This is a genomic window from Pseudomonas sp. HMSC08G10, from assembly GCF_001808425.1.
Lineage (GTDB): Bacteria > Pseudomonadota > Gammaproteobacteria > Pseudomonadales > Pseudomonadaceae > Aquipseudomonas > Aquipseudomonas guariconensis.
Genome location: NZ_KV793333.1, coordinates 1 through 20769, shown reverse-complemented (window position 1 = coordinate 20769; position 20769 = coordinate 1). Strand labels below are relative to the sequence as shown.

Annotated in this window: 20 protein-coding genes; 14 read left to right on the top strand and 6 right to left on the bottom strand. The window is 62.0% G+C overall.

The features are described from left to right. Positions 1-42: 42 nt before the first annotated feature. Together HMPREF3173_RS22005 and HMPREF3173_RS22000 are read left to right on the top strand one after the other, a co-directional pair. The gene (locus HMPREF3173_RS22005; protein WP_043214861.1) at positions 43-828 is read left to right on the top strand and encodes an outer membrane protein OmpK; all 786 of its coding nucleotides are present in this window, start codon (positions 43-45) and stop codon (positions 826-828) included. A gap of 353 nt (positions 829-1181) precedes the next feature. After that, complete coding sequence (locus HMPREF3173_RS22000; protein ID WP_070576735.1) at positions 1182-1964, top strand: outer membrane protein OmpK; 783 nt, start codon at positions 1182-1184, stop codon at positions 1962-1964. Between the two features lie 100 nt (positions 1965-2064). On the opposite strand, the gene HMPREF3173_RS21995 is transcribed toward HMPREF3173_RS22000, so the two are convergent. Beyond that, positions 2065-2979 (bottom strand): DUF808 domain-containing protein, encoded by a 915-nt coding sequence (locus tag HMPREF3173_RS21995; protein WP_043214878.1) that lies wholly within the window; start codon positions 2977-2979, stop codon positions 2065-2067. Between the two features lie 130 nt (positions 2980-3109). On the opposite strand from HMPREF3173_RS21995, the gene HMPREF3173_RS21990 reads away from it, so the two are divergent. Beyond that, positions 3110-3721, top strand: coding sequence for a TetR/AcrR family transcriptional regulator (locus HMPREF3173_RS21990; protein WP_043214865.1), 612 nt, complete (start codon positions 3110-3112; stop codon positions 3719-3721). Positions 3722-3902: 181 nt separating this feature from the next. Here the strand turns inward: HMPREF3173_RS21990 and HMPREF3173_RS21985 are convergent, their stop codons facing one another. Continuing rightward, the gene (locus HMPREF3173_RS21985; RefSeq protein WP_043214867.1) at positions 3903-4343 is read right to left on the bottom strand and encodes a GlcG/HbpS family heme-binding protein; all 441 of its coding nucleotides are present in this window, start codon (positions 4341-4343) and stop codon (positions 3903-3905) included. Between the two features lie 258 nt (positions 4344-4601). On the opposite strand from HMPREF3173_RS21985, the gene gcl reads away from it, so the two are divergent. From gcl to HMPREF3173_RS21945, 8 genes are all read left to right on the top strand, one after another. After that, a complete protein-coding gene (gcl, locus tag HMPREF3173_RS21980; protein ID WP_043214870.1) occupies positions 4602-6377 on the top strand; it encodes a glyoxylate carboligase in 1776 nt (591 codons plus the stop codon). Between the two features lie 57 nt (positions 6378-6434). Further along, the gene (hyi, locus tag HMPREF3173_RS21975) at positions 6435-7217 is read left to right on the top strand and encodes a hydroxypyruvate isomerase (RefSeq protein WP_070576732.1); all 783 of its coding nucleotides are present in this window, start codon (positions 6435-6437) and stop codon (positions 7215-7217) included. A gap of 171 nt (positions 7218-7388) precedes the next feature. Beyond that, a complete protein-coding gene (locus tag HMPREF3173_RS21970; RefSeq protein WP_070576728.1) occupies positions 7389-8282 on the top strand; it encodes a 2-hydroxy-3-oxopropionate reductase in 894 nt (297 codons plus the stop codon). Positions 8283-8450: 168 nt separating this feature from the next. After that, entirely contained in the window at positions 8451-9725 is a 1275-nt protein-coding gene (locus tag HMPREF3173_RS21965) for a glycerate kinase type-2 family protein (protein WP_070576725.1), read from the top strand. After that, on the top strand, positions 9722-11137 hold the full coding sequence (pyk, locus tag HMPREF3173_RS21960) for a pyruvate kinase (protein WP_070576721.1): 1416 nt from the start codon (positions 9722-9724) through the stop codon (positions 11135-11137). The genes HMPREF3173_RS21965 and pyk overlap by 4 nt, the downstream gene beginning before the upstream one ends. 183 nt (positions 11138-11320) lie before the next feature. Continuing rightward, positions 11321-12196, top strand: coding sequence for an urea transporter (locus tag HMPREF3173_RS21955; RefSeq protein ID WP_070576718.1), 876 nt, complete (start codon positions 11321-11323; stop codon positions 12194-12196). Between the two features lie 44 nt (positions 12197-12240). Next, entirely contained in the window at positions 12241-13065 is an 825-nt protein-coding gene (locus tag HMPREF3173_RS21950; RefSeq protein WP_043215650.1) for an ion transporter, read from the top strand. 93 nt (positions 13066-13158) lie between these two features. Continuing rightward, entirely contained in the window at positions 13159-14157 is a 999-nt protein-coding gene (locus HMPREF3173_RS21945) for a sulfate ABC transporter substrate-binding protein (RefSeq protein WP_070576716.1), read from the top strand. Positions 14158-14300: 143 nt separating this feature from the next. Here the strand turns inward: HMPREF3173_RS21945 and HMPREF3173_RS21940 are convergent, their stop codons facing one another. Both HMPREF3173_RS21940 and HMPREF3173_RS21935 read right to left on the bottom strand, forming a co-directional pair. Further along, complete coding sequence (locus HMPREF3173_RS21940; protein ID WP_070576713.1) at positions 14301-15230, bottom strand: class I SAM-dependent methyltransferase; 930 nt, start codon at positions 15228-15230, stop codon at positions 14301-14303. A gap of 149 nt (positions 15231-15379) precedes the next feature. Beyond that, a complete protein-coding gene (locus tag HMPREF3173_RS21935; RefSeq protein WP_070576709.1) occupies positions 15380-16279 on the bottom strand; it encodes a DMT family transporter in 900 nt (299 codons plus the stop codon). Between the two features lie 133 nt (positions 16280-16412). On the opposite strand from HMPREF3173_RS21935, the gene HMPREF3173_RS21930 reads away from it, so the two are divergent. The 3 genes from HMPREF3173_RS21930 to HMPREF3173_RS21920 all read left to right on the top strand — a co-directional run bounded on the left by HMPREF3173_RS21930 (position 16413) and on the right by HMPREF3173_RS21920 (position 19599). Then, positions 16413-16850 (top strand): Lrp/AsnC family transcriptional regulator, encoded by a 438-nt coding sequence (locus HMPREF3173_RS21930; RefSeq protein ID WP_070576706.1) that lies wholly within the window; start codon positions 16413-16415, stop codon positions 16848-16850. A 471-nt stretch (positions 16851-17321) separates the two neighbouring features. Beyond that, positions 17322-18857: an NCS1 family nucleobase:cation symporter-1 gene (locus HMPREF3173_RS21925; RefSeq protein WP_070576703.1), complete on the top strand. Its 1536-nt coding sequence runs from the start codon at positions 17322-17324 to the stop codon at positions 18855-18857. 13 nt (positions 18858-18870) lie between these two features. Then, complete coding sequence (locus HMPREF3173_RS21920) at positions 18871-19599, top strand: aspartate/glutamate racemase family protein (RefSeq protein WP_043215640.1); 729 nt, start codon at positions 18871-18873, stop codon at positions 19597-19599. 224 nt (positions 19600-19823) lie between these two features. Here the strand turns inward: HMPREF3173_RS21920 and HMPREF3173_RS21915 are convergent, their stop codons facing one another. Both HMPREF3173_RS21915 and HMPREF3173_RS21910 read right to left on the bottom strand, forming a co-directional pair. Continuing rightward, a complete protein-coding gene (locus HMPREF3173_RS21915) occupies positions 19824-20162 on the bottom strand; it encodes an FKBP-type peptidyl-prolyl cis-trans isomerase (protein WP_070092164.1) in 339 nt (112 codons plus the stop codon). An 82-nt stretch (positions 20163-20244) separates the two neighbouring features. After that, positions 20245-20652 carry a GFA family protein gene (locus tag HMPREF3173_RS21910; protein WP_070576700.1) on the bottom strand — a complete coding sequence of 136 codons (408 nt, stop codon included), beginning with the start codon at positions 20650-20652 and terminating at the stop codon, positions 20245-20247. Between the last annotated feature and the right edge of the window lie 117 nt (positions 20653-20769).

Genomic DNA, 20769 nt, shown 5'->3' with positions numbered 1-20769 from the left:
CGTCACAAACCACAAACAAGAACAAGAACCGGGAATCTCAACATGAAACGCATCACTTCGTCCCTGTTGCTGGGCAGCAGCCTGCTGGCCACCCTCCCCGCTGTCGCGGGCGACTTGTTGGAGTGGCACGGCGAAAGCCTGACCTACCTGTACGGCAAGGACTTCAAGGTCAACCCAGGCATTCAGCAGACGGTGACGTTCGAACACGCCAACCGGTGGAAGTACGGCGACACCTTCCTGTTTATCGACAAGACCTTCTACAACGGCCAGGCCGATGCCAGCAAAGGCCCTACCACCTACTATGGCGAATTCAGCCCTCGCCTGTCGCTGGGCCGGATCTTCGACCGCAACCTCTCGTTCGGCCCGGTCAAGGACGTGCTGATCGCCATGACCTACGAGCGCGGTGAAGGTGACAACGAAGCCTATCTGATCGGTCCTGGCTTTGCCCTGAACGTGCCGGGCTTCAATTATTTCAACCTGAACTTCTATGTACGTAACACTGAAGGCAGCCGCCCGGGTGATAACGTCTGGCAGATCACGCCTAACTGGTCCTACACCATCCCCGTGGGCAAGTCCGACATCCTCATCGATGGCTACATCGACTGGGTGGTGGACAACGACGAGACCCGTCGTGGTACTTACCACGCTAACTTGCAGTTCAACCCACAGGTCAAATACGACCTGGGCAAGGCGCTCAACTGGGGCGCCAAGCAGCTGTATGTGGGTATCGAATACAGTTACTGGAAAGACAAGTACGGCATCGACAACAGCGGCAACATCGACAGCAACCAGAGCGTCACCAGCGCCCTGGTGAAAGTACACTTCTAAAAGTTGACTCTCTGTTCAGGTTTTATGCCATAGTTACTCCCGGACGGAGTACTTGAGGCCGGGCGCGCAAGTGGGTAATCTGCGCGCCCCCTCGATCAGGGCAGGAAGGATCCTGCCCGCGTTTACTGACCGCTCAGTCAATGAATTAGGGCGGTTGGCCAACGTGTTGCCAGCCTGAAACACCCATTTCATCCGTTCAGAACGTAGTCGAGCAGGATGGTTGTGACCAACCGGAAATGTTGGCGCAGCTCTTGCCCATTAGCTGTGGCCAATCGAAAAAAACTGACTCAAAAGACAAAAAATGCGCCTCAAGAGCGCTGACAACAGATCCACTCAAGGGAGCGACCTGCGCAATGCGTACCATCAACAGCCTGATTCTTGCCGGCGGCCTGCTGGCTTCCGGTGCCAGCTTCGCCGGCGATCTGCTGCAATGGCAGAACAACAGCCTCACCTACCTGTGGGGCAAGAACTTCAAGGTGAACCCTGAAACCCAACAGACCGTCACCTTCGAACATGCCGACGGGTGGAAGTACGGCGATAACTTCATCTTCATCGACAAGATCTTCTACCAAGGCAAGAAAGACGCGAACAACGGCCCCAACACCTACTACGGCGAGATCAGCCCGCGTCTGTCGTTCGGCAAGATCTTCGACCAGAAGCTCGAGTTCGGCCCGATCAAGGACGTGCTGCTGGCCATGACCTATGAGTTCGGCGAGGGCGACACCGAGTCCTACCTGATCGGTCCTGGCTTCGACCTGGCCATCCCAGGCTTTGACTACTTCCAGCTGAACTTCTACCAGCGCACTACCGACGGCAGCCGTCCGGGTGACAACGTCTGGCAGATCACCCCGGTCTGGTCCTACACCATTCCCGTGGGTTCGTCGGACATCCTCATCGACGGCTTCATGGACTGGGTCGTGGACAACGACGAGAACCGCCGTGGCGACTACCACGCGAACCTGCACTTCAATCCACAGGTCAAGTATGACCTGGGCAAGGCGCTGAAGGTGGGCGAGAAGCAGTTGTACGTAGGTATCGAGTACGACTACTGGAAGAACAAGTACGGCATCAAAGACAGCGATGGCTTCACCACCGATCAGAACACCATGAGCTTCCTGCTCAAGTACCACTTCTGATCTGAGTGGAGGGGCTGCTGCGCGGCCCAGTCGCAACAAGGCCGTTCCTCACAGGCGTGGGAACGGCCTTGTGCCGTCACGAACTGGGCTGCGGCCCTCGCTAGCGAGCGGGCCGCAGCGCCCGCCAAACCTTGCCCAGCACGCCTACCAGCGCCAGCACCACACCGCCAGCCACCACGCCGGCCACGCCATTGAGCAGGCCGCCGGTCAACGACCCGCCCCGCCCTTCGCTGAATGCCTCGATGGCGTGATGCAGCGGCTCGATGCCATGCACCAGGATGCCTCCACCGACCAAGAACATGGCCGCGGTGCCGATCACCGAGAGGCTTTTCATCATGTACGGCGCAGCCCGCAGGATGCCATTGCCTACGGCGCGGGCCAGGCTGGACGTCTTGGTCGTCATCCACAAGCCCAGGTCGTCGAGCTTGACGATGCCGCCCACCAAGCCGTAAACGCCGATGGTCATCACCACGGCGATGCCCGAGAGCACGACGATCTGCTGAGTCAGCGGCGAATCGGCGACGATGCCCAGGGTGATGGCGATGATTTCCGCCGAGAGGATGAAGTCGGTGCGCACCGCACCCTTGATCTTGTCTTTCTCATAGGCCACCAGGTCGATGTTCGGATCGGCCAGGGCCTCGTTGCGCGCGTTGTGCTGCGCCTGGTCTTCGTCCTTGCTGTGCAGGAACTTGTGCGCCAGTTTCTCGAAGCCCTCGAAACACAGGTAGGCGCCACCGAGCATCAGCAAGGGTGTCACCGCCCAAGGGATGAACGCACTGATCAGCAATGCCGCCGGCACCAGGATCGCTTTATTCACCAGCGAGCCCTTGGCCACCGCCCACACCACCGGAATCTCGCGATCTGCGCGCACCCCGGTGACCTGCTGGGCGTTGAGTGCCAGGTCGTCGCCCAGCACCCCCGCGGTCTTCTTCGCCGCGACCTTGGTCATCACCGAAACGTCGTCGAGCACCGTGGCGATGTCGTCGATCAGTACCAGTAGACTGCTTCCTGCCATGTTTGCCTGCATCCCGTGGATTGAGTGGGTCGATTCTAGCCGAAAGAGGCCGCCTTGAGCGCCCGACAAGGCGGGTGCTACCATGCCGAACCCTCTCTTAGAGGTGGCCAGACAAAGGAAGATTCCCGACATGAGCACCATTCGCGAGCGCAACAAGGAGCTGATCCTGCGCGCGGCCAGCGAAGAATTCGCCGACAAGGGCTTCGCCGCCACCAAGACCAGCGACATCGCCGCCAAGGCCGGCCTGCCCAAGCCGAACGTCTATTACTATTTCAAATCCAAGGAAAACCTCTACCGCGAGGTCCTTGAAAGCATCATCGCGCCGATCATGCAGGCCTCCACGCCGTTCAACCCCGACGGCGACCCCAAGGAAGTGCTCAGCGGATACATCCGCTCTAAGATCCGCATCTCCCGCGACCTGCCCCACGCCTCGAAGGTGTTCGCCAGCGAGATCATGCACGGTGCCCCGCACCTCTCGCCCAACCAGGTGCAACAGCTCAACGACCAGGCGCGGCACAACATCGAGTGCATCCAGCACTGGATCGAGCGCAAGCAGATCGCCCCGGTCGACCCGCATCACCTGATGTTCAGCATCTGGGCGGCGACGCAGACCTATGCCGATTTCGACTGGCAGATCTCCGTGGTCACCGGCAAGCCCAAGCTGGCCGACAGTGACTATGACGCAGCGGCCGAGACCATCATCCGGCTGGTGCTCAAAGGCTGCGAGCCCGAAGCCGCCTGACTCGATTGCGGGCTGCGATGCAGCCCTTTCGCGACAAAAAGCCGCACGCAGCTCGCGTCATGCCCCTGCGACAAAAGGCCGCTCCCCAGGCACAAAGCCCCCCCTTACGAGGGCAGCGATGAACCTAGGGGAGCGGCCTTTTTTCGCGACAGGGGCGCGAAGCGGCCCCTGGATTAAACACTTATGCAGCTACGCCAGCGTCGGCCTTCAGCCCCGCCTCCTCGATCGCACTGATCGCGCATTGCTCGTCGATATCCGATGTATCCCCGCTGATCCCTACCGCACCCAGCACCTTGCCCGCCTGATCACGAATCAGCACACCACCAGGCGCCGGTACCACCGGGCTTTCGCCCAAGCCATTGAGCGCGGCGAAGAATGCCGGGCGTTGCTGCGCATCCAGCGCCAGCAGGCGCGAGCCCTTGCCCAAAGCGACAGCCCCCCAGGCCTTGCCCATGGCCACCTGCGGACGCAGCAGGCTGGCGCCATCTTCGCGCTGCAGCGCCAGCAGGTGCCCGCCAGCGTCCAGTACCGCCACCGTCAAGGGAGCGGCGTTGATCTTGCGACCCGCTGACAGCGCGGCGTTCACCAGGCTGACGGCGACTTTGAGGGTCAATGCGTTCATGGAAAGGTCCTCTTCTTGTTGTGAGAAGCCCTAAGGGCAGTTGAAAGCCGGATAGAGACAATAGAACACAACGGCGAGATTTTTTGTATACAATAATTTTAGACGATCGTGCACGATCAGACGAAACGCCGTTTTCACAGGCTTCCCGACGAAAGCCACTTCCGCTGATGAAAATGGATTGACCTAAAGCGTCGAGCGTGAATACACTCTGTCGCAAAGCAAGTTGTATACAATTACAAAATCGATGAGGCACAAACCATGAGCAAAATGAGAGCAATCGATGCAGCCGTTCTGGTCATGCGCCGTGAAGGTGTAGATACCGCGTTCGGCATTCCGGGGGCTGCTATCAACCCGCTGTACTCGGCCCTGAAGAAAGTCGGTGGCATCGATCACGTCCTCGCTCGCCACGTCGAAGGCGCTTCCCACATGGCCGAGGGTTACACCCGCGCCAACCCGGGCAACATCGGTGTGTGCATCGGCACCTCCGGCCCTGCCGGTACCGACATGGTGACCGGTCTGTACAGCGCTTCGGCCGACTCCATCCCAATTCTCTGCATCACCGGCCAAGCGCCTCGTGCTCGTCTGCACAAGGAAGACTTCCAGGCCGTTGACATCACCAACATCGTCAAGCCAGTCACCAAGTGGGCCACCACCGTTCTGGAGCCAGGCCAGGTGCCTTACGCCTTCCAGAAAGCCTTCTACGAAATGCGCACCGGCCGTCCAGGCCCTGTGCTGATCGACCTGCCGTTCGACGTGCAGATGGCCGAAATCGAATTCGACATCGACGCCTACCAGCCACTGCCAGTCCACAAGCCAGCCGCCAGCCGTGTCCAGGCTGAAAAAGCCCTGGCCATGCTCAACGAAGCCGAGCGTCCGCTGATCGTTTCCGGCGGTGGCGTGATCAACGCCGATGCCAGCGAGAAACTGGTCGAGTTCGCCGAACTGACCGGCGTACCGGTCATCCCGACCCTGATGGGCTGGGGCACCATTCCTGACGACCACCCGCAGATGGTCGGCATGGTCGGCCTGCAGACTTCGCACCGCTACGGCAACGCCACCCTGCTCAAATCCGACCTGGTGTTCGGTATCGGTAACCGTTGGGCCAACCGTCACACCGGTTCCGTCGACGTCTACACCGAAGGCCGCAAGTTCGTTCACGTGGACATCGAGCCGACCCAGATCGGTCGCGTTTTCACCCCGGACCTGGGCATCGTCTCTGACGCTGGCGCCGCACTGGATGCCTTCCTGGAAGTGGCCCGCGAGTGGAAAGCCGCCGGCAAGCTCAAGTGCCGTCGCGAGTGGCTGGAAGATTGCCAGCAGCGCAAGTCGAGCCTGCAGCGCAAGACCCACTTCGACAACGTGCCGGTCAAGCCGCAGCGCGTCTACGAAGAAATGAACCAGGTCTTCGGCAAGGACACCTGCTACGTCAGCACCATCGGTCTGTCGCAGATCGCCGGCGCCCAGTTCCTGCACGTGTACAAGCCACGTCACTGGATCAACTGCGGCCAGGCCGGCCCGCTGGGCTGGACCATCCCGGCTGCCCTGGGTGTGGTCAAGGCAGACCCTTCGCGCAAAGTCGTCGCGCTGTCCGGTGACTACGACTTCCAGTTCATGATCGAAGAGCTGGCGGTAGGCGCCCAGTTCAACCTGCCGTACGTCCACGTGCTGGTGAACAACGCCTACCTGGGCCTGATCCGCCAGGCGCAGCGTGGCTTCGACATGGATTACTGTGTACAACTGGCGTTCGAGAACATCAACGCCACCGAAGCGGGCAGCTACGGCGTCGATCACGTGGCCGTGGTCGAAGGCCTGGGCTGCAAGGCACTGCGCGTGTTCGAACCGGCTGAAATCGCCCCTGCCCTGCTCAAGGCGCAGAAGATGGCCGAAGAGTTCCGCGTGCCGGTGGTGGTCGAGGTGATCCTCGAGCGCGTTACCAACATTTCCATGGGTACCGAGATCAACGCGGTCAACGAGTTCGAAGACCTCGCCCTGGTCGGCAACGACGCGCCTACCGCGATCTCGCTGCTGGACTGACCGCCTGACGCCCCCGCGCCGGCCGTGCCGGGGGCCTTCTTCTGCAAGGAGACAACCATGCCTCGCTTCGCTGCCAACCTGTCCATGCTGTTCACCGAGCAGGACTTCCTGGCCCGCTTCAAGGCCGCCGCCGACGCTGGCTTCAGCGGTGTCGAATACCTCTTCCCGTACGATTTCAGCGCCGCCGAGATCAAGCAGCAACTCGACGCCCACGGCCTGACCCAGGTGCTGTTCAACCTGCCGGCCGGCGACTGGGGCAAAGGCGAGCGCGGCATCGCGTGCAACCCTGAGCGCGTCGAAGAATTCCGCGCCGGTGTCGACAAGGCCATCGAATACGCCAAGGTACTGGGCAACACCCAGGTCAACTGCCTGGCCGGCATCCGCCCACAAGGCCCGGACTGCGCCACCGTCCGCAAGACCTTCGTCGACAACCTCAAGTACGCCGCCGACAAGCTCAAGGCTGCAGGTATCCGCCTGGTCATGGAAATGATCAACACCCGTGACATTCCGGGCTTCTACCTGAACACCACCAAGCAGGCCCTGGAGATCCAGGCCGAAGTCGGCAGCGACAACCTGTTCCTGCAGTACGACATCTACCACATGCAGATCATGGAAGGTGACCTGGCTCGCACCATGGAAGCCAACCTGAAGCTGATCAACCACATCCAGCTGGCCGACAACCCCGGCCGCAACGAACCAGGCACTGGCGAGATCAACTATCGCTTCCTGTTCGAGCACCTGGACCGCATCGGTTACCAGGGCTGGGTGGGCGCGGAATACAAGCCGCTGACCACCACCGAAGCAGGCCTGGGCTGGCTGAAAACCCACAACGCAATCTGAAAGCCGAGTACAGCCCCTGTGGGATACAGCAGACACCGTGGACGCGGGTTCACCCGCGTACACCGGCCAAGCCGGTGCCATCCACCGAAGTGTCTGCTTCGCGGGTAAACCCGCTCCCGCAGTGACCGCGGCTCACTTGAGATTTCTACAAATATAAAGAGGCACATTCTCATGGCTAAAATCGGTTTCATCGGCACCGGCATCATGGGCAACCCAATGGCCCAGAACCTGCAGAAGGCAGGTCACAGCCTGTTCGTCTCCACCCACCACGACGCCGCCCCTGCCAACCTGGTCGCTGCAGGCGCCGTCGCCCTGGCCAACCCGAAGGAAGTGGCCCAGGAAGCCGAGTTCATCATCGTCATGGTCCCGGATACCCCGCAGGTCGAATCCGTCCTGTTCGGTGAGAACGGCGTTGTCGAAGGTGCAGGCCCGAACAAAGTCGTGATCGACATGAGCTCGATCTCCCCCACCGCCACCAAAGTCTTCGCCGAGAAGATCAAGGCCACCGGCGCTGCCTACCTGGATGCGCCGGTCTCCGGCGGTGAAGTCGGTGCCAAGGCCGGCACCCTGAGCATCATGGTCGGCGGCTGCCCGAAGGCTTTCGAACGCGCTCTGCCGCTGTTCGAAGCCATGGGCAAGAACATCACCCGCGTCGGCGGCAACGGCGACGGCCAGACCGCCAAGGTCGCCAACCAGATCATCGTCGCCCTGAACATCCAGGCCGTCGGCGAAGCCCTGCTGTTCGCCGCCAAGAACGGCGCAGACCCGGCCAAGGTTCGTGAGGCGCTGATGGGCGGCTTCGCGTCCTCGAAGATCCTGGAAGTGCACGCCGAGCGCATGATCAAGGGCACCTTCGATCCAGGCTTCCGCATCAACCTGCACCAGAAGGACCTGAACCTGGCCCTGCAAGGCGCCAAGGAGCTGGGCATCAACCTGCCCAACACCTCCAACGCCCAGCAAGTGTTCAGCACCTGCGTCGCCCTGGGCGGCGGCAACTGGGACCACTCGGCGCTGATCAAAGGCCTGGAGCACATGGCCAACTTCTCGATCCGCGACGAGAAATAAGCTTCAAGCTGTAAGCCTCAAGCGGCGAGCAAACGCAGATCTGCATTTCGCTCGCGGCTTGTAGCTTGAAGCTTGCAGCTCTGGGGACCGCCCCTGGTTCGGCCTGCACGGAGGCAGTTCCAGGGGCGTTTTCGATTCTGCAGAACAATAAGATTTTGGGAGCCTGCCATGTCGGTCGATCCACAAAGAATTCTCCGCGAGCTGTTCGACACAGCCATCGCCGCCGCTCACCCCCGCCAGGTTCTTGAACCCCACCTGCCCGCAGACCGCAGCGGCCGCGTCATCGTCATCGGTGCCGGCAAGGCGGCCGCGGCCATGGCCGAAGTGGTCGAGAAGAGCTGGAAGGGCGAGGTGTCCGGCCTGGTCGTGACCCGCTACGGGCACGGTGCCAACTGCCAGAAGATCGAGGTGGTCGAAGCCGCCCACCCGGTTCCCGATGCCGCTGGCCTGGCCGTGGCCAAGCGCGTGCTCGAACTGGTCAGCAACCTCACTGAAGACGACCGGGTGATCTTCCTGCTCTCCGGCGGTGGCTCGGCCCTGCTGGCCCTGCCTGCCGAAGGCCTGACCTTGGCTGACAAGCAGCAGATCAACAAAGCCCTGCTCAAGTCCGGCGCCACCATCGGCGAGATGAACTGCGTGCGCAAGCACCTCTCGGCCATCAAGGGCGGCCGCCTGGCCAAGGCGTGCTGGCCTGCCACCGTCTACACCTACGCGATCTCCGACGTACCGGGCGACCTGGCCACGGTCATCGCCTCCGGCCCCACCGTGGCCGACCCAAGCACCTCGGCCGACGCCCTGGCCATCCTCAAGCGCTACAACATCGAAGCGCCCCAGGCAGTCATCGACTGGCTCAACAATCCTGCGTCGGAAACCGTCAAGGCCGATGACCCGGCGTTGGCACGCAGCCACTTCAAGCTGATCGCCAAACCTCAGCAGTCCCTGGAGGCGGCGGCGGTCAAGGCACGCCAGGCAGGCTTCAGCCCGCTGATCCTGGGCGATCTTGAAGGCGAATCGCGCGAAGTGGCCAAGGTCCATGCCGGCATCGCCCGTCAGATCGTGCTGCACGGCCAGCCACTGAAGGCGCCCTGCATCATTCTCTCCGGCGGCGAGACCACCGTCACCGTGCGCGGCAATGGCCGCGGCGGGCGCAACGCCGAGTTCCTGCTGAGCCTCACCGAGAACCTCAAGGGCCTGGCGGGCGTGTACGCCCTGGCCGGTGACACCGACGGCATCGACGGCTCCGAAGAAAATGCCGGCGCCATCATGACCCCGGACAGCTACGCCAACGCCGAGGCACTGGGCCTGTCGGCGTCCGACGAGCTGGACAACAACAATGGCTATGGCTACTTCGCCGCACTGGATGCGCTGATCGTCACCGAGCCGACCCGCACCAACGTCAACGACTTCCGTGCCATCCTGATCCTCGAGACCCAGCCATCATGACGCCTGATAAGAAAGTCAAAATCCTCGCGACCCTCGGCCCTGCGATCAAAGGCATCGATGACATTCGTCAGCTGGTCGAGGCCGGGGTGAACATCTTCCGCCTGAACTTCAGCCACGGTGAGCACGCCGACCATGCGCTGCGCTACCAGTGGATACGCGAAGTCGAGCAGCAGCTGAACTACCCGCTGGGCATCCTGATGGACCTGCAGGGGCCGAAACTGCGCGTCGGCCGTTTCGCCGACGGCAAGATCCAGCTGCAACGCGGCCAGGCCCTGCGCTTGGATCTGGACAAGACCCCAGGCGACAACCGCCGGGTCAACCTGCCCCACCCGGAAATCATCGCCGCGCTGGAGCCCGGCATGGACCTGCTGCTCGACGACGGCAAGCTGCGCCTGCGGGTGACCGCCAAGCACAGCGATGCCATCGACACCGAAGTGGTCGCCGGCGGTGAGCTGTCCGACCGCAAGGGCGTCAACGTGCCCCAGGCCGTGCTCGACCTCAGCCCGTTGACCGAAAAAGACCGCCGCGACCTGGCCTTCGGCCTGGAACTGGGTGTCGACTGGGTCGCCCTGTCGTTCGTCCAGCGCCCCGAGGACATCGTCGAGGCCCGCCAGTTGATCGGCGACCGCGCCTACCTGATGGCCAAGATCGAGAAGCCATCGGCGGTGGACCAGTTGCAAGCGATCGCCGAGCTGTCCGACGCGATCATGGTCGCCCGTGGCGACTTGGGCGTGGAGGTACCCGCCGAGAGCGTGCCGCAGATCCAGAAGCGCATCATCAACACCTGCCGCCAGCTTGGCCGTCCGGTGGTGGTGGCCACGCAGATGCTCGAGTCCATGCGCTTCTCCCCTGCCCCGACCCGCGCCGAGGTCACCGATGTGGCCAATGCCGTGGCCGAAGGCACCGACGCGGTCATGCTGTCGGCCGAGACGGCCTCGGGTGAGTACCCGTTGGAAGCCGTGCAGATGATGAGCAAGATCATCCGCCAGGTAGAAAACGGCCCGGACTACCAGGCCCAGCTCGACGTCGGCAGGCCCAAGGCCGAAGCCACGGTGTCGGATGCCATCAGCTGCGCGATCCGTCGCATCAGCGGCATCCTGCCGGTGGCCGTGCTGGTCAATTACAGCGAGTCGGGTTCCTCGACCCTGCGCGCGGCGCGCGAGCGTCCACGTGCACCGATCCTCAACCTGACGCCTAACCTGGCCACCGCCCGTCGTCTGAGCGTGACCTGGGGCGTGCATTCGGTGGTCAATGACCGCCTGCGTCAGGTCGACGAGATCTGCTCCACGGCCCTGGAGATCGCCCAGGCCCAAGGCATGGCCAGCCGTGGCGACACGCTGCTGATCACCGCCGGTGTGCCTTTCGGCAAGCCAGGGACGACTAATACCCTGCGGATCGAGACCTTGGCCTGATTCACCCTGGGACGCCTACGCCCCTGATCGAAGTGCTCGCCAGCGCCCTGCGGATGTGCATTCCCGTGGGAGCTGGCGAAGCCTGCGATTGAGGCCGCAGCCCTGCCCATGAACAACAACCGGCGGAAAATCCGAGGCCCAGAAGAGGCCCACCGCTTCCCTTCACACCTTCCTGACTGCCCCATGTACACCAAGAATTTCGTCAACCCGTGCCCCGACTGGGCCACGGCTTTGCTCAACGGCTTCAGCCAGGTTCTGCTGCTGCGCAATCCTTTTTGCGGCCTGTGCTGCCTGCTGGCCCTTCTGCTGACCGCCCCGAACCTGGTCGGCGGTGCCCTGCTCGGCGCCCTGGCCGGGTTGCTCACCGCCCAGCGCCGCGGTTATGAACGCGCCGACCGCCAGGCCGGGCTATACAGCTACAACGGTGTGCTGATCGGTATCCTGATCGCCGCCCTGCTGCCCTGGTCGGCCATCGTGCCGCCACTGATCATCGCCGCCGGTGGTCTTTCCAGCATCCTCACACACCAATGGCGCAAACGCGGCGGCAAACTGCTCGTCGCCTATACCGCACCCTTCGTGCTGCTGGGCTGGGGCACCTTGCTGATGACAGAACCGATGCCCGCCTTGTTCACCGAAGCCAACCCGCTGTACGCCCTGCTGCGTGGCGTGGGCCAGATCTTCCTGCTGGACAATCCGTTGGCCGGCCTGCTGATCGTCATCGGCATGCTCGTAGCCAACCCCTACGCCGCGCTCTGGGCTTTGCTGGGTTCGGCCATCGGCGGTGGTGTCGCGTTGCTGGCAGGCGAAGCCCAGGCGGCCTGGATGGGGCTGTACGGCTTCAACGCTGCGCTCGCCGCGCTGGCCTTCTGCCGTCAGGGCGAGCGCTTCTGGGTGACCTTGCTGGCCATTGCCCTGGCTTTGCTGTTGCAACCTTTGTTCAACCAGATGCCGATCGCCGGCCTGACCGCACCCTTCGTCACCGCTTGCTGGTTGATGCATGTGGGCAGTCATCTGCTGCAACTGAGCCAACGCCGCAACGTCGATCGCTTGCACAGCTAAAACGCAGCCCCTAGGCTCTGCCCATCGCACAAGGGAACGAGCCCATGGAAAACCCTGCGAGCCTGCGCGAGCGGCTCTACGTCATCGTCTTCCAGACCGACACCGTCGCCGGCCGGCGCTTCGACAAGATCCTGCTCTTGATCATTCTCGCCAGCCTGGTGACGGTGATCCTCGACAGCATCGACGAGGTCCATCAGGGCTATGCCGGCATGCTGGCCATGATCGAATGGGGCTTCACGGCGATCTTCCTGGTGGAGTACCTGGCCCGGCTGTACTGCTCGCCCAAGCCTCTGCGCTACGCCTTCAGCTTCTACGGACTGGTCGATCTGCTGGCGATCGTGCCGGGGATCATCGCCCTGTACTACAGCGACGCACAATACCTGCTGATCGTGCGGGTCATCCGGATGCTGCGGATCTTCCGCGTGCTCAAGCTCAGTCCCTACCTCAAGCAGGCTCATTACCTGCTGGCGGCGCTGCAAGGCAGCAAGCAGAAGATCATCGTCTTTCTGGTGAGCGTCTCCACCTTGGTGACGGTGTTCGGCACACTGATGTATGTCGTCGAAGGCCCTGAGCACGGGTTCACCAGCATTCCCAAAGGCATCTACTGGGCCATCGTCACCCTCACCACGGTGGGCTTTGGCGACATCGTCCCCAAGACTCCGCTGGGCCAGGTACTGTCGTCGCTGGTGATGATCACCGGTTACTCGATCATCGCGGTGCCCACCGGCATTTTCACCGCCGAGCTGGCCAACGCCTTGCGCGGCGAGCAGCTGCAACACGACTGCCCCACCTGCCGCAAGCACACCCACGAGCATGGCGCCGCATTCTGCTCACGCTGCGGCAATGCACTGTTCCCGAAAAACGAATAAGCAAAGAGCCATTTGGTCTTTAAGGCCTCAAGAACCAAAGGTTATAGTCGCTGGCAAATTGCCAAACATTTGAACCAGAACAAGGATAGCTTCGTGAAAAAGCTCTTCACCGCCTCGCTGCTCGCCGCAGGACTCGCCTTGGGCAACCTGGCCCAGGCCGCTCCCACCCTGCTGAACGTTTCCTATGACGTGATGCGTGACTTCTACAAGGACTACAACCAAGCGTTCCAAAAGCACTGGGAAGCCGAGCACAGCGAGAAGGTCAACGTACAGATGTCCTTCGGCGGCTCGAGCAAGCAGGCGCGGGCAGTGATCGATGGCCTGCCGGCCGATGTCATCACCATGAACATGGCCACAGACATCAACGCCCTGGCCGACAACGGCAAGCTGGTGCCGGACAACTGGGTTTCGCGCTTGCCGAACAACAGCGCGCCCTTCACCTCCGCCACCGTGTTCATTGTGCGCAAAGGCAATCCGAAGGCCCTGAAGGATTGGCCCGACCTGCTCAAGGACGGCGTGCAGGTGATCGTACCCAATCCCAAGACCTCGGGTAATGGCCGCTACACCTACCTCTCCGCCTGGGGCTATGTACTCAAGCAGGGCGGCGACGAAGCCAAGGCACGCGACTTCGTCGGCAAGCTGTTCAAGCAGGCTCCGGTGCTCGATACCGGTGGCCGCGCCGCTACCACCACCTTCATGACCAACCAGATCGGCGATGTGCTGGTGACGTTCGAGAACGAAGCCGAGATGATCGCCCGCGAGTTCGGCCGCGACCAGTTCGAAGTGGTCTACCCGAGCGTGTCGGCCGAAGCCGAACCGCCGGTGAGCGTGGTCGACAAAGTCGTCGAGCGCAAGAAGTCCCGCGCCGTAGCCGAGGAGTACCTCAAGTACCTGTGGTCGCCAGCGGCCCAGGAGATCGCTGCGCAGAACTACCTGCGTCCGCGTGATGCCACTGTCCTGGCCAAATACACCGACCGCTTCCCGAAAGTCGACTTCCTGTCGGTGGAGAAGACCTTCGGTGACTGGCGCACCGTGCAGAAGACCCACTTCAACGACGGCGGCGTGTTCGACCAGATCTACACCAGCAAGTAAACGAGAAAGGGGGCTTCGAGCCCCCTTTTTCATGGTGTGGTGAATGTACGTAATTCTTTGCGGGCAGACCCGCTTCCACGGGGCGATTGTCTGCTCTGTGGAAGCAGGCTTACCCGCGAAGCGGCCAACGCGGCTTGCTGCATTCAGGCCTGCTGACGGAACACCAGCGCCTTCAGCCCACCTTCCGGATCCGCATCCGGAAACTCCGGCGGGTTGTCTAGCCGCTCGACGAATGCCAGCCCTGGCGCATGCTCGGCCATGCCCTCGATCAAGAAACCCGGCCCGATGCCTGGATCATTGACACAGGCCAGCACCATTCCCCCTTCCGTCAACAACTCTGGCAAGCGTCGCAGGATCTTGGCGTAGTCCTGGGTCAGTACGAAACTGCCTTTCTGGAAGGTGGGCGGATCGATGATGATCAGGTCATAGGGCCCGTACTTGCGCACCTTGCCCCAGGATTTGAACAACTCATGGCCCAGGTACGCGACGCGGGATGGGTCATGGTCATTGAGCCGGTGGTTCTCCCGTCCCCGGGACAACGCGGCCTTGGCCATGTCCAGGTTGACCACCTGCTGCGCACCGCCGGCGATCGCCGCCACCGAGAACCCACAGGTATAGGCGAACAGGTTGAGCACTCGCTTGCCCGCGGCCTGCTGGCGCACCCAGCGACGGCCATAGCGCATGTCCAGGAACAGTCCGTTGTTCTGGCGCACCCCTAGGTCGAGCAGGTATTTGAGCCCGTCTTCCACCACCACCCGTTGCTGGCAAGGCTCGCCCAGCAGCCATTGGCCAGGGCTGTCGGGCAGGTAGCGGTGCTGGATGAGGATGGCCTGACCAGTCCATTGCGGGCGCCCGGCGAGGCTGCGCAGCATCGCTTGCAGTTCTGCCAGCTGGCCCTCGGGCGGCTCACGGAACAACGCCACCAGCAGCACGCCTTCCAACCAGTCGACCGTGATCTGCTCAAGCCCCGGCCAGCAGCGGCCACGACCATGGAACAGGCGGCGGGTCTCTTGCGGGGCGGGGTCGAGGGCGGCGAGCAAGTGCTGCTCGAGGGTAGGGATCGGCGAGGTCATGATCGGGTCGCAAGCAAAAAGAAGGCATTCTACCTAATAGCGCTCGCTTGGGCTTTTAAGGCTGCTACGCGGCCCAACGCAGGCGTTGCTAGGAGCAGCCTTGTTTCACTGGAGGCGCAAAGCGCCCCCAGTGGTTCAGGAGCCTTCGATCATTGGCCCTTCAGCGCGACCCTGCCCGAGCGGAACCACCACCCCTGCTGCATCCCTGCTGCGGCCAGCAAGATCGCCGCCACACCCAACCACTGCAAAGGCGCCAGACGATGATCGAAGGCCACCCAGTCGACCAGGATCGCCGCGATCGGGTAGATGAACGACAACGCACCGGTCAGGGCGGTAGGCAGGCGCTGGATAGCGCTGTACAGCAGCACGTACATCACGCCGGTGTGCACGATTCCCAGCGTCAGCAGGCTGGCCAGTGCCGACATCTCAACGGGTAGCCCCTCACCGCCAACCCACGGCGCCAGCAACAGGATGCCCGTGGTCACCTGAATCAGCGCGATCAGGTGCGGCGGCGTACCGCTCAGGCGCTTGATGATCAACGCGGCCACGGCATAGAGAAAGGCCGCGCCCAAGGCCAGGACGATGCCCAGCAGATAGTCGCCCGCCCCACCCTGGCCGTTGCCATGGGCGCTGACGATGGCCAGCATGCCGAGGAAGGCCAGGCTCAACCAGGTCATTTTGGGTAGGGTGATCTTTTCGCCCAGGAACAATGCTGCCAGCCCGACCAGCATGAACGGCTGCACGTTGTAGACCGCCGTACCAATGGCGATCGAAGCCTTGGAGTAGGAGGCGAACAGCAGCACCCAATTGCCCACGATGGCCACGCCACTGGCCACCGCCAGCAGGAAGGTAGCGCGAGTCAACACACCGGGTTTGAGAAAGCCCATGGCAGCGCAGATCAGCAACAGGGTGACGGCGCCGAACACGCAGCGCCAGAACACTACTTCCAGCACCGGTTGCCCGGACACCAGCACGAACCAACCGATGGTCCCGGAAATCAGCATGGCGGCGACCATTTCCAGCGAGCCGCGGCGCAACGAATTGTCCATCTCACACCTCCTGTCGAACATGGCCACAGTATGCCCAGTGCCCTAGCGCGCCATCCAGCGGATAAAAAAGGCGATTTCGTCATCTTGCCTTTACTATCAAGGCAGAAAACAAAAAACGCCTAACGAGGTACCCATGACCGATGCCATCGACCAACTGCTGATCAATGCGCTGATGGAAGATTCCCGCCGCTCGCTCAAGGCCCTGGCCCAGGTCAGCGGCCTGTCGGCCCCCAGTGTCAGCGAACGCCTGCGGCGCCTGGAGGAGCGTGGTGTACTGCGCGGCTACACCGTCGAGGTGGATCCGCGCAGCTTCGGCTACCAGTTGCAAGCCATCGTACGGATCCGCCCGCTGCCGGGTCAGTTGCAGGAGGTGGAGAGGCAGATCATTGCCATCCCCGAGTTCACCGAGTGCGACAAGGTCACCGGGGAAGACTGCTTCATCGCACGCTTGCACGTGCGGTCGATGGAGCAACTCGACACGCTGCTCGATCGCATCAATGTGCTGGCGGAAACCAACACCGCAATCATCAAGAAAACCCCGGTAAAACGTCGGCTGCCGCCGATGGCTTGAATGGGCTCTATACGAAAAGCGTTATTGACATTTAGCGATCGATACTTTGTACACAAGAATGTCACTTAAGGTGTCATTTTTGTGTGCACTTTTGTCCATCATCGACTCACTCACCTACACACTTCCCACCATAAAATCTGACCAATTGATCAACTAAAAGCAACACCGAAAAATAAACCTGTTCATTTGGTCAACATATATTTCTCTTCTTTCATTAACTTAACTTTCAACAGGTTAAGTTGCAAAAAGCCATACCCTAAAAGTTGCTTTTTGCCTGGCATGGAACTCGCTTTTGTGTGCTCATGTTTTGTATACAAATACAACAAAACATACATACAAGAACTCGCAGCGCCTGCTTCCCACATCAGGCCGTTGCGCCCAGAACCCAGTGATGCCAACGCTGCACCGACGAGATGGCGAGCCCGTGCGCTGCCCGCTCATCGCAGTCCACGCGCATCAGGAGCCTGACGAATGAGTACCAGCCTCAACCTAGCCCCTGAACTATCCGTTGCCAGCACCGCCTCCCCTTCTCTTCCACTGAACGGCCATTCGCCGACGCTTGAACTCAGCCCACGCCTGCATAACCGAGACCTCGCCCCAACCCGTATCGAGGGCCGCCGTTGGGGCCGCTACAGCATCTTCGCGCTGTGGACCAATGACGTGCACAACATCGCCAACTATTCCTTCGCCATGGGGCTGTTCGCCCTGGGCCTGGGCGGCTGGCAAATTCTTCTGTCCCTGGCGATCGGCGCAGCGCTGGTGTACTTCTTCATGAACTTGTCCGGGTACATGGGACAGAAAACCGGCGTACCGTTCCCGGTGATCAGTCGCATCGCCTTCGGCATCCACGGCGCGCAGATACCGGCGCTGATCCGTGCGGTGATCGCCATCGCCTGGTTCGGTATCCAGACCTACCTGGCGTCCGTGGTGCTGCGGGTATTGCTCACCGCCGTGTGGCCGCAGCTGGCCGCCTACGACCACAACAGCCTTCTTGGCCTGTCGAGCCTGGGCTGGGTGTGCTTCGTGGCGATCTGGCTGGTGCAACTGGTGATCCTTGCCTACGGCATGGAGATGGTGCGCCGCTACGAGGCCTTCGCAGGCCCGGTGATCCTCTTGACCGTGGCGAGCCTGGCCGGGTGGATGTACTTCCAGGCCGATGCCCGCATCGCCTGGTCGGTGGCCGAACCGCTGACCGGTTATGAGATGTGGCGCAACATCTTTGCCGGCGGCGCGCTATGGCTGGCCATCTACGGCACGCTGGTGCTGAACTTCTGCGACTTCGCTCGCTCCTCGCCATGCCGCAAAACCATCCGTGTGGGCAACTTCTGGGGCTTGCCGGTCAACATCCTGGTGTTCGCCACCATCACTGCGGTGCTGTGCGGCGCACAGTTCCAGATCAACGGCCAGGTCATCGACAGCCCCACCCAGATCGTCGCCTCCATCCCCAGCACAGCCTTCCTGGTACTCGGTTGCCTGGCCTTCCTGATCGTCACCGTGGCGGTGAACATCATGGCCAACTTCGTCGCCCCGGCCTTCGTGCTCAGCAACCTGGCGCCACGCCATCTGAACTTCCGCCGCGCCGGTTTGATCAGCGCCACCCTGGCGGTGCTGATCCTGCCTTGGAACCTCTACAACAGCCCGCTGGTGATCGTGTATTTCCTGTCAGGTCTGGGCGCCCTGCTCGGCCCCCTGTATGGCGTGATCATGGCGGACTACTGGCTGCTGCGAAAAGGCCAGGTCAATGTGCCCGAGCTCTACAGCGAGAATCCCGCGGGGGCCTACTTCTACACGCGGGGCATCAACCTGCGCGCCGTCGCGGCCTTCCTGCCGACAGCCCTGTTGGCCATCGTGCTGGCACTGGTGCCCCACTTCCACAGCGTCGCGCCGTTCTCCTGGCTGATCGGTGCCGGCACCGCAGCCACCCTCTACCTGCTGGTCGCCCCGCGCAACCGCCAGTACCTCGACGTCAGCGGTGAAGCTATCGCCGTCGACCACAGCAGCCATTGATAGGGAAGTCCCCATGCGCATTCTGATTGCCAACGTCAACACCACCACCGCCATCACTGACGCCATCGCCGAGCAAGCTCGCAGCGTGGCCTCCCCAGGCACCGAAATCGTCGGCCTCACGCCTTGGTTCGGCGCGGAGTCCGTGGAAGGCAACTTCGAGAGCTATCTCGCCGCTATCGCCGTGATGGACCGGGTGCTGAATTTCGATCAACCCTACGATGCCGTGATCCAGGCCGGCTATGGCGAGCATGGCCGCGAAGGCTTGCAGGAACTGCTCGACGTGCCGGTAGTCGACATCACCGACGCCGCCGCCAGCACCGCCATGTACCTGGGCCACAAATATTCGGTGGTCACCACCCTGGACCGCACCGTGCCGCTGATCGAGGACCGCCTCAAGCTCTCCGGGCTGTACGACCGCTGCGCCTCGGTACGCGCCAGTGGTCTTGCCGTGCTGGACCTGGAAGCCGACCCGCAGCGTGCCGTGCAAGCGATCGTCGAACAGGCCGAACGCGCCGTGCGTGAAGACAAAGCCGAGGTGATCTGCCTGGGCTGCGGCGGCATGGCCGGGCTCGATGAACAGATCCGTCAACGTACGGGGGTACCGGTAGTGGATGGGGTCAGTGCAGCGGTGAGCATCGCCGAATCGCTGGTGAGGCTGGGCTTGAGCACCTCGAAAGTGCGCACTTATGCGACACCCCGAGCGAAGAAAGTCGTGGGTTGGCCGATGATGTTCGGACGTTAAGGCTGCGCTGTGGCGCCTTCGTCGCTTCCACACGTGCACCGTTGCAGGTGTGGAAGCGACCTTGTAGCCGTACCCGATCACCCGTGTCGGATTGCAACGGGACAGGCATCACGTCATCGCTGGAACGCAGAAGGCGCCCTGCCAGAGGAGCGAGCAATACCCGTCGCTTCGTTGTTTACCGAGTGATTTCTCCTAACCTGCAACCTGGGTAAGACGCGGATGACTCAATCATCGCGCGTCAGTACTTCCAGCAGCTCGATTTCGAACGTCAGGTCGGAGTGCGGCGGGATCGAACCCACGTTGCGCTCGCCATACCCCAGGTGCGCCGGCACCATCAGCTTGCGCTTGCCGCCAACACGCATGCCCATCAGGCCCTGGTCCCAGCCTTTGATGACGCGGCCGGTACCAATCACGCACTGGAACGGCTTGCCACGCGACCAAGAGGAGTCGAACTCGCTGCCATCGGCCAGCCAGCCGGTGTACTGGGTAGTGATCAACGCGCCCTTGACCACGGCCTTGCCGTCGCCTTCCTGGATATCGATGATTTGCAGTTCGCTGCTCATGGCGGTTTCCTTGAAGCGGATTTCGGGGCCGCCCTTTTCTCAGGAATGTGCTGCTTTGGCAAGGCTTGATGCGTCTACTGCGCTAGCCCAGTTGCTCGAACGCCTCCTGGCCGGTCAATTCCTTGGTCTGGTTGGCGAAGCAGTACCAGGCGGGCTTTTGCTCGACGAAAATCTGCAAGTCGAAAGCCCAGGCTTCGTCGCCGTCCAACAGGCCTACCGGGATGGCATAGAAATCGTTGGCTTTGAGGCGGTAATACAGATGTGTGCCGCACTGGCCGCAAAAGCCGCGCTGGGCCCAGTCGGAGGAGTCGTAGACGCTTGGCGCGCGCCCTTCGATCGTTGGAGGGTGGCTGCAATGAACGACCAGTAGCGGGCCGCCGGTCCACTTGCGGCACATGCTGCAGTGGCAGGCGCTGATGTGGGTGTTGTCGACGGTCACTTTCAGGTGGGTTTCGCCGCAGAGGCAGGTGCCTTGTTTTTCCAGGGACATGGTGAGGCTCCTTGCATTTGGGACTGGGAAGTATAGGTGGTGATTCTATTTGGGCTTGGGCTTTCAGGTTGGGGGAATATCCGGGTTTGGTGGGGGCGCCACCGGCGCTTTTCGCCT

Bases quoted from the DNA above. Each gene is read 5' to 3' on its own strand.
- HMPREF3173_RS22000 (WP_070576735.1), top strand. From the start codon at position 1,182: ATGCGTACCATCAACAGCCTGATTCTTGCCGGCGGCCTGCTGGCTTCC.
- HMPREF3173_RS21965 (WP_070576725.1), top strand. From the start codon at position 8,451: ATGTCGGTCGATCCACAAAGAATTCTCCGCGAGCTGTTCGACACAGCC.
- HMPREF3173_RS21940 (WP_070576713.1), bottom strand. From the start codon at position 15,230: ATGACCTCGCCGATCCCTACCCTCGAGCAGCACTTGCTCGCCGCCCTC.
- HMPREF3173_RS21970 (WP_070576728.1), top strand. From the start codon at position 7,389: ATGGCTAAAATCGGTTTCATCGGCACCGGCATCATGGGCAACCCAATG.
- HMPREF3173_RS21915 (WP_070092164.1), bottom strand. From the start codon at position 20,162: ATGAGCAGCGAACTGCAAATCATCGATATCCAGGAAGGCGACGGCAAG.
- HMPREF3173_RS21995 (WP_043214878.1), bottom strand. From the start codon at position 2,979: ATGGCAGGAAGCAGTCTACTGGTACTGATCGACGACATCGCCACGGTG.
- HMPREF3173_RS21935 (WP_070576709.1), bottom strand. From the start codon at position 16,279: ATGGACAATTCGTTGCGCCGCGGCTCGCTGGAAATGGTCGCCGCCATG.
- HMPREF3173_RS21955 (WP_070576718.1), top strand. From the start codon at position 11,321: ATGTACACCAAGAATTTCGTCAACCCGTGCCCCGACTGGGCCACGGCT.
- HMPREF3173_RS22005 (WP_043214861.1), top strand. From the start codon at position 43: ATGAAACGCATCACTTCGTCCCTGTTGCTGGGCAGCAGCCTGCTGGCC.
- HMPREF3173_RS21925 (WP_070576703.1), top strand. From the start codon at position 17,322: ATGAGTACCAGCCTCAACCTAGCCCCTGAACTATCCGTTGCCAGCACC.
- gcl (WP_043214870.1), top strand. From the start codon at position 4,602: ATGAGCAAAATGAGAGCAATCGATGCAGCCGTTCTGGTCATGCGCCGT.
- HMPREF3173_RS21910 (WP_070576700.1), bottom strand. From the start codon at position 20,652: ATGTCCCTGGAAAAACAAGGCACCTGCCTCTGCGGCGAAACCCACCTG.
- HMPREF3173_RS21950 (WP_043215650.1), top strand. From the start codon at position 12,241: ATGGAAAACCCTGCGAGCCTGCGCGAGCGGCTCTACGTCATCGTCTTC.
- HMPREF3173_RS21990 (WP_043214865.1), top strand. From the start codon at position 3,110: ATGAGCACCATTCGCGAGCGCAACAAGGAGCTGATCCTGCGCGCGGCC.
- hyi (WP_070576732.1), top strand. From the start codon at position 6,435: ATGCCTCGCTTCGCTGCCAACCTGTCCATGCTGTTCACCGAGCAGGAC.
- HMPREF3173_RS21985 (WP_043214867.1), bottom strand. From the start codon at position 4,343: ATGAACGCATTGACCCTCAAAGTCGCCGTCAGCCTGGTGAACGCCGCG.
- pyk (WP_070576721.1), top strand. From the start codon at position 9,722: ATGACGCCTGATAAGAAAGTCAAAATCCTCGCGACCCTCGGCCCTGCG.
- HMPREF3173_RS21920 (WP_043215640.1), top strand. From the start codon at position 18,871: ATGCGCATTCTGATTGCCAACGTCAACACCACCACCGCCATCACTGAC.
- HMPREF3173_RS21930 (WP_070576706.1), top strand. From the start codon at position 16,413: ATGACCGATGCCATCGACCAACTGCTGATCAATGCGCTGATGGAAGAT.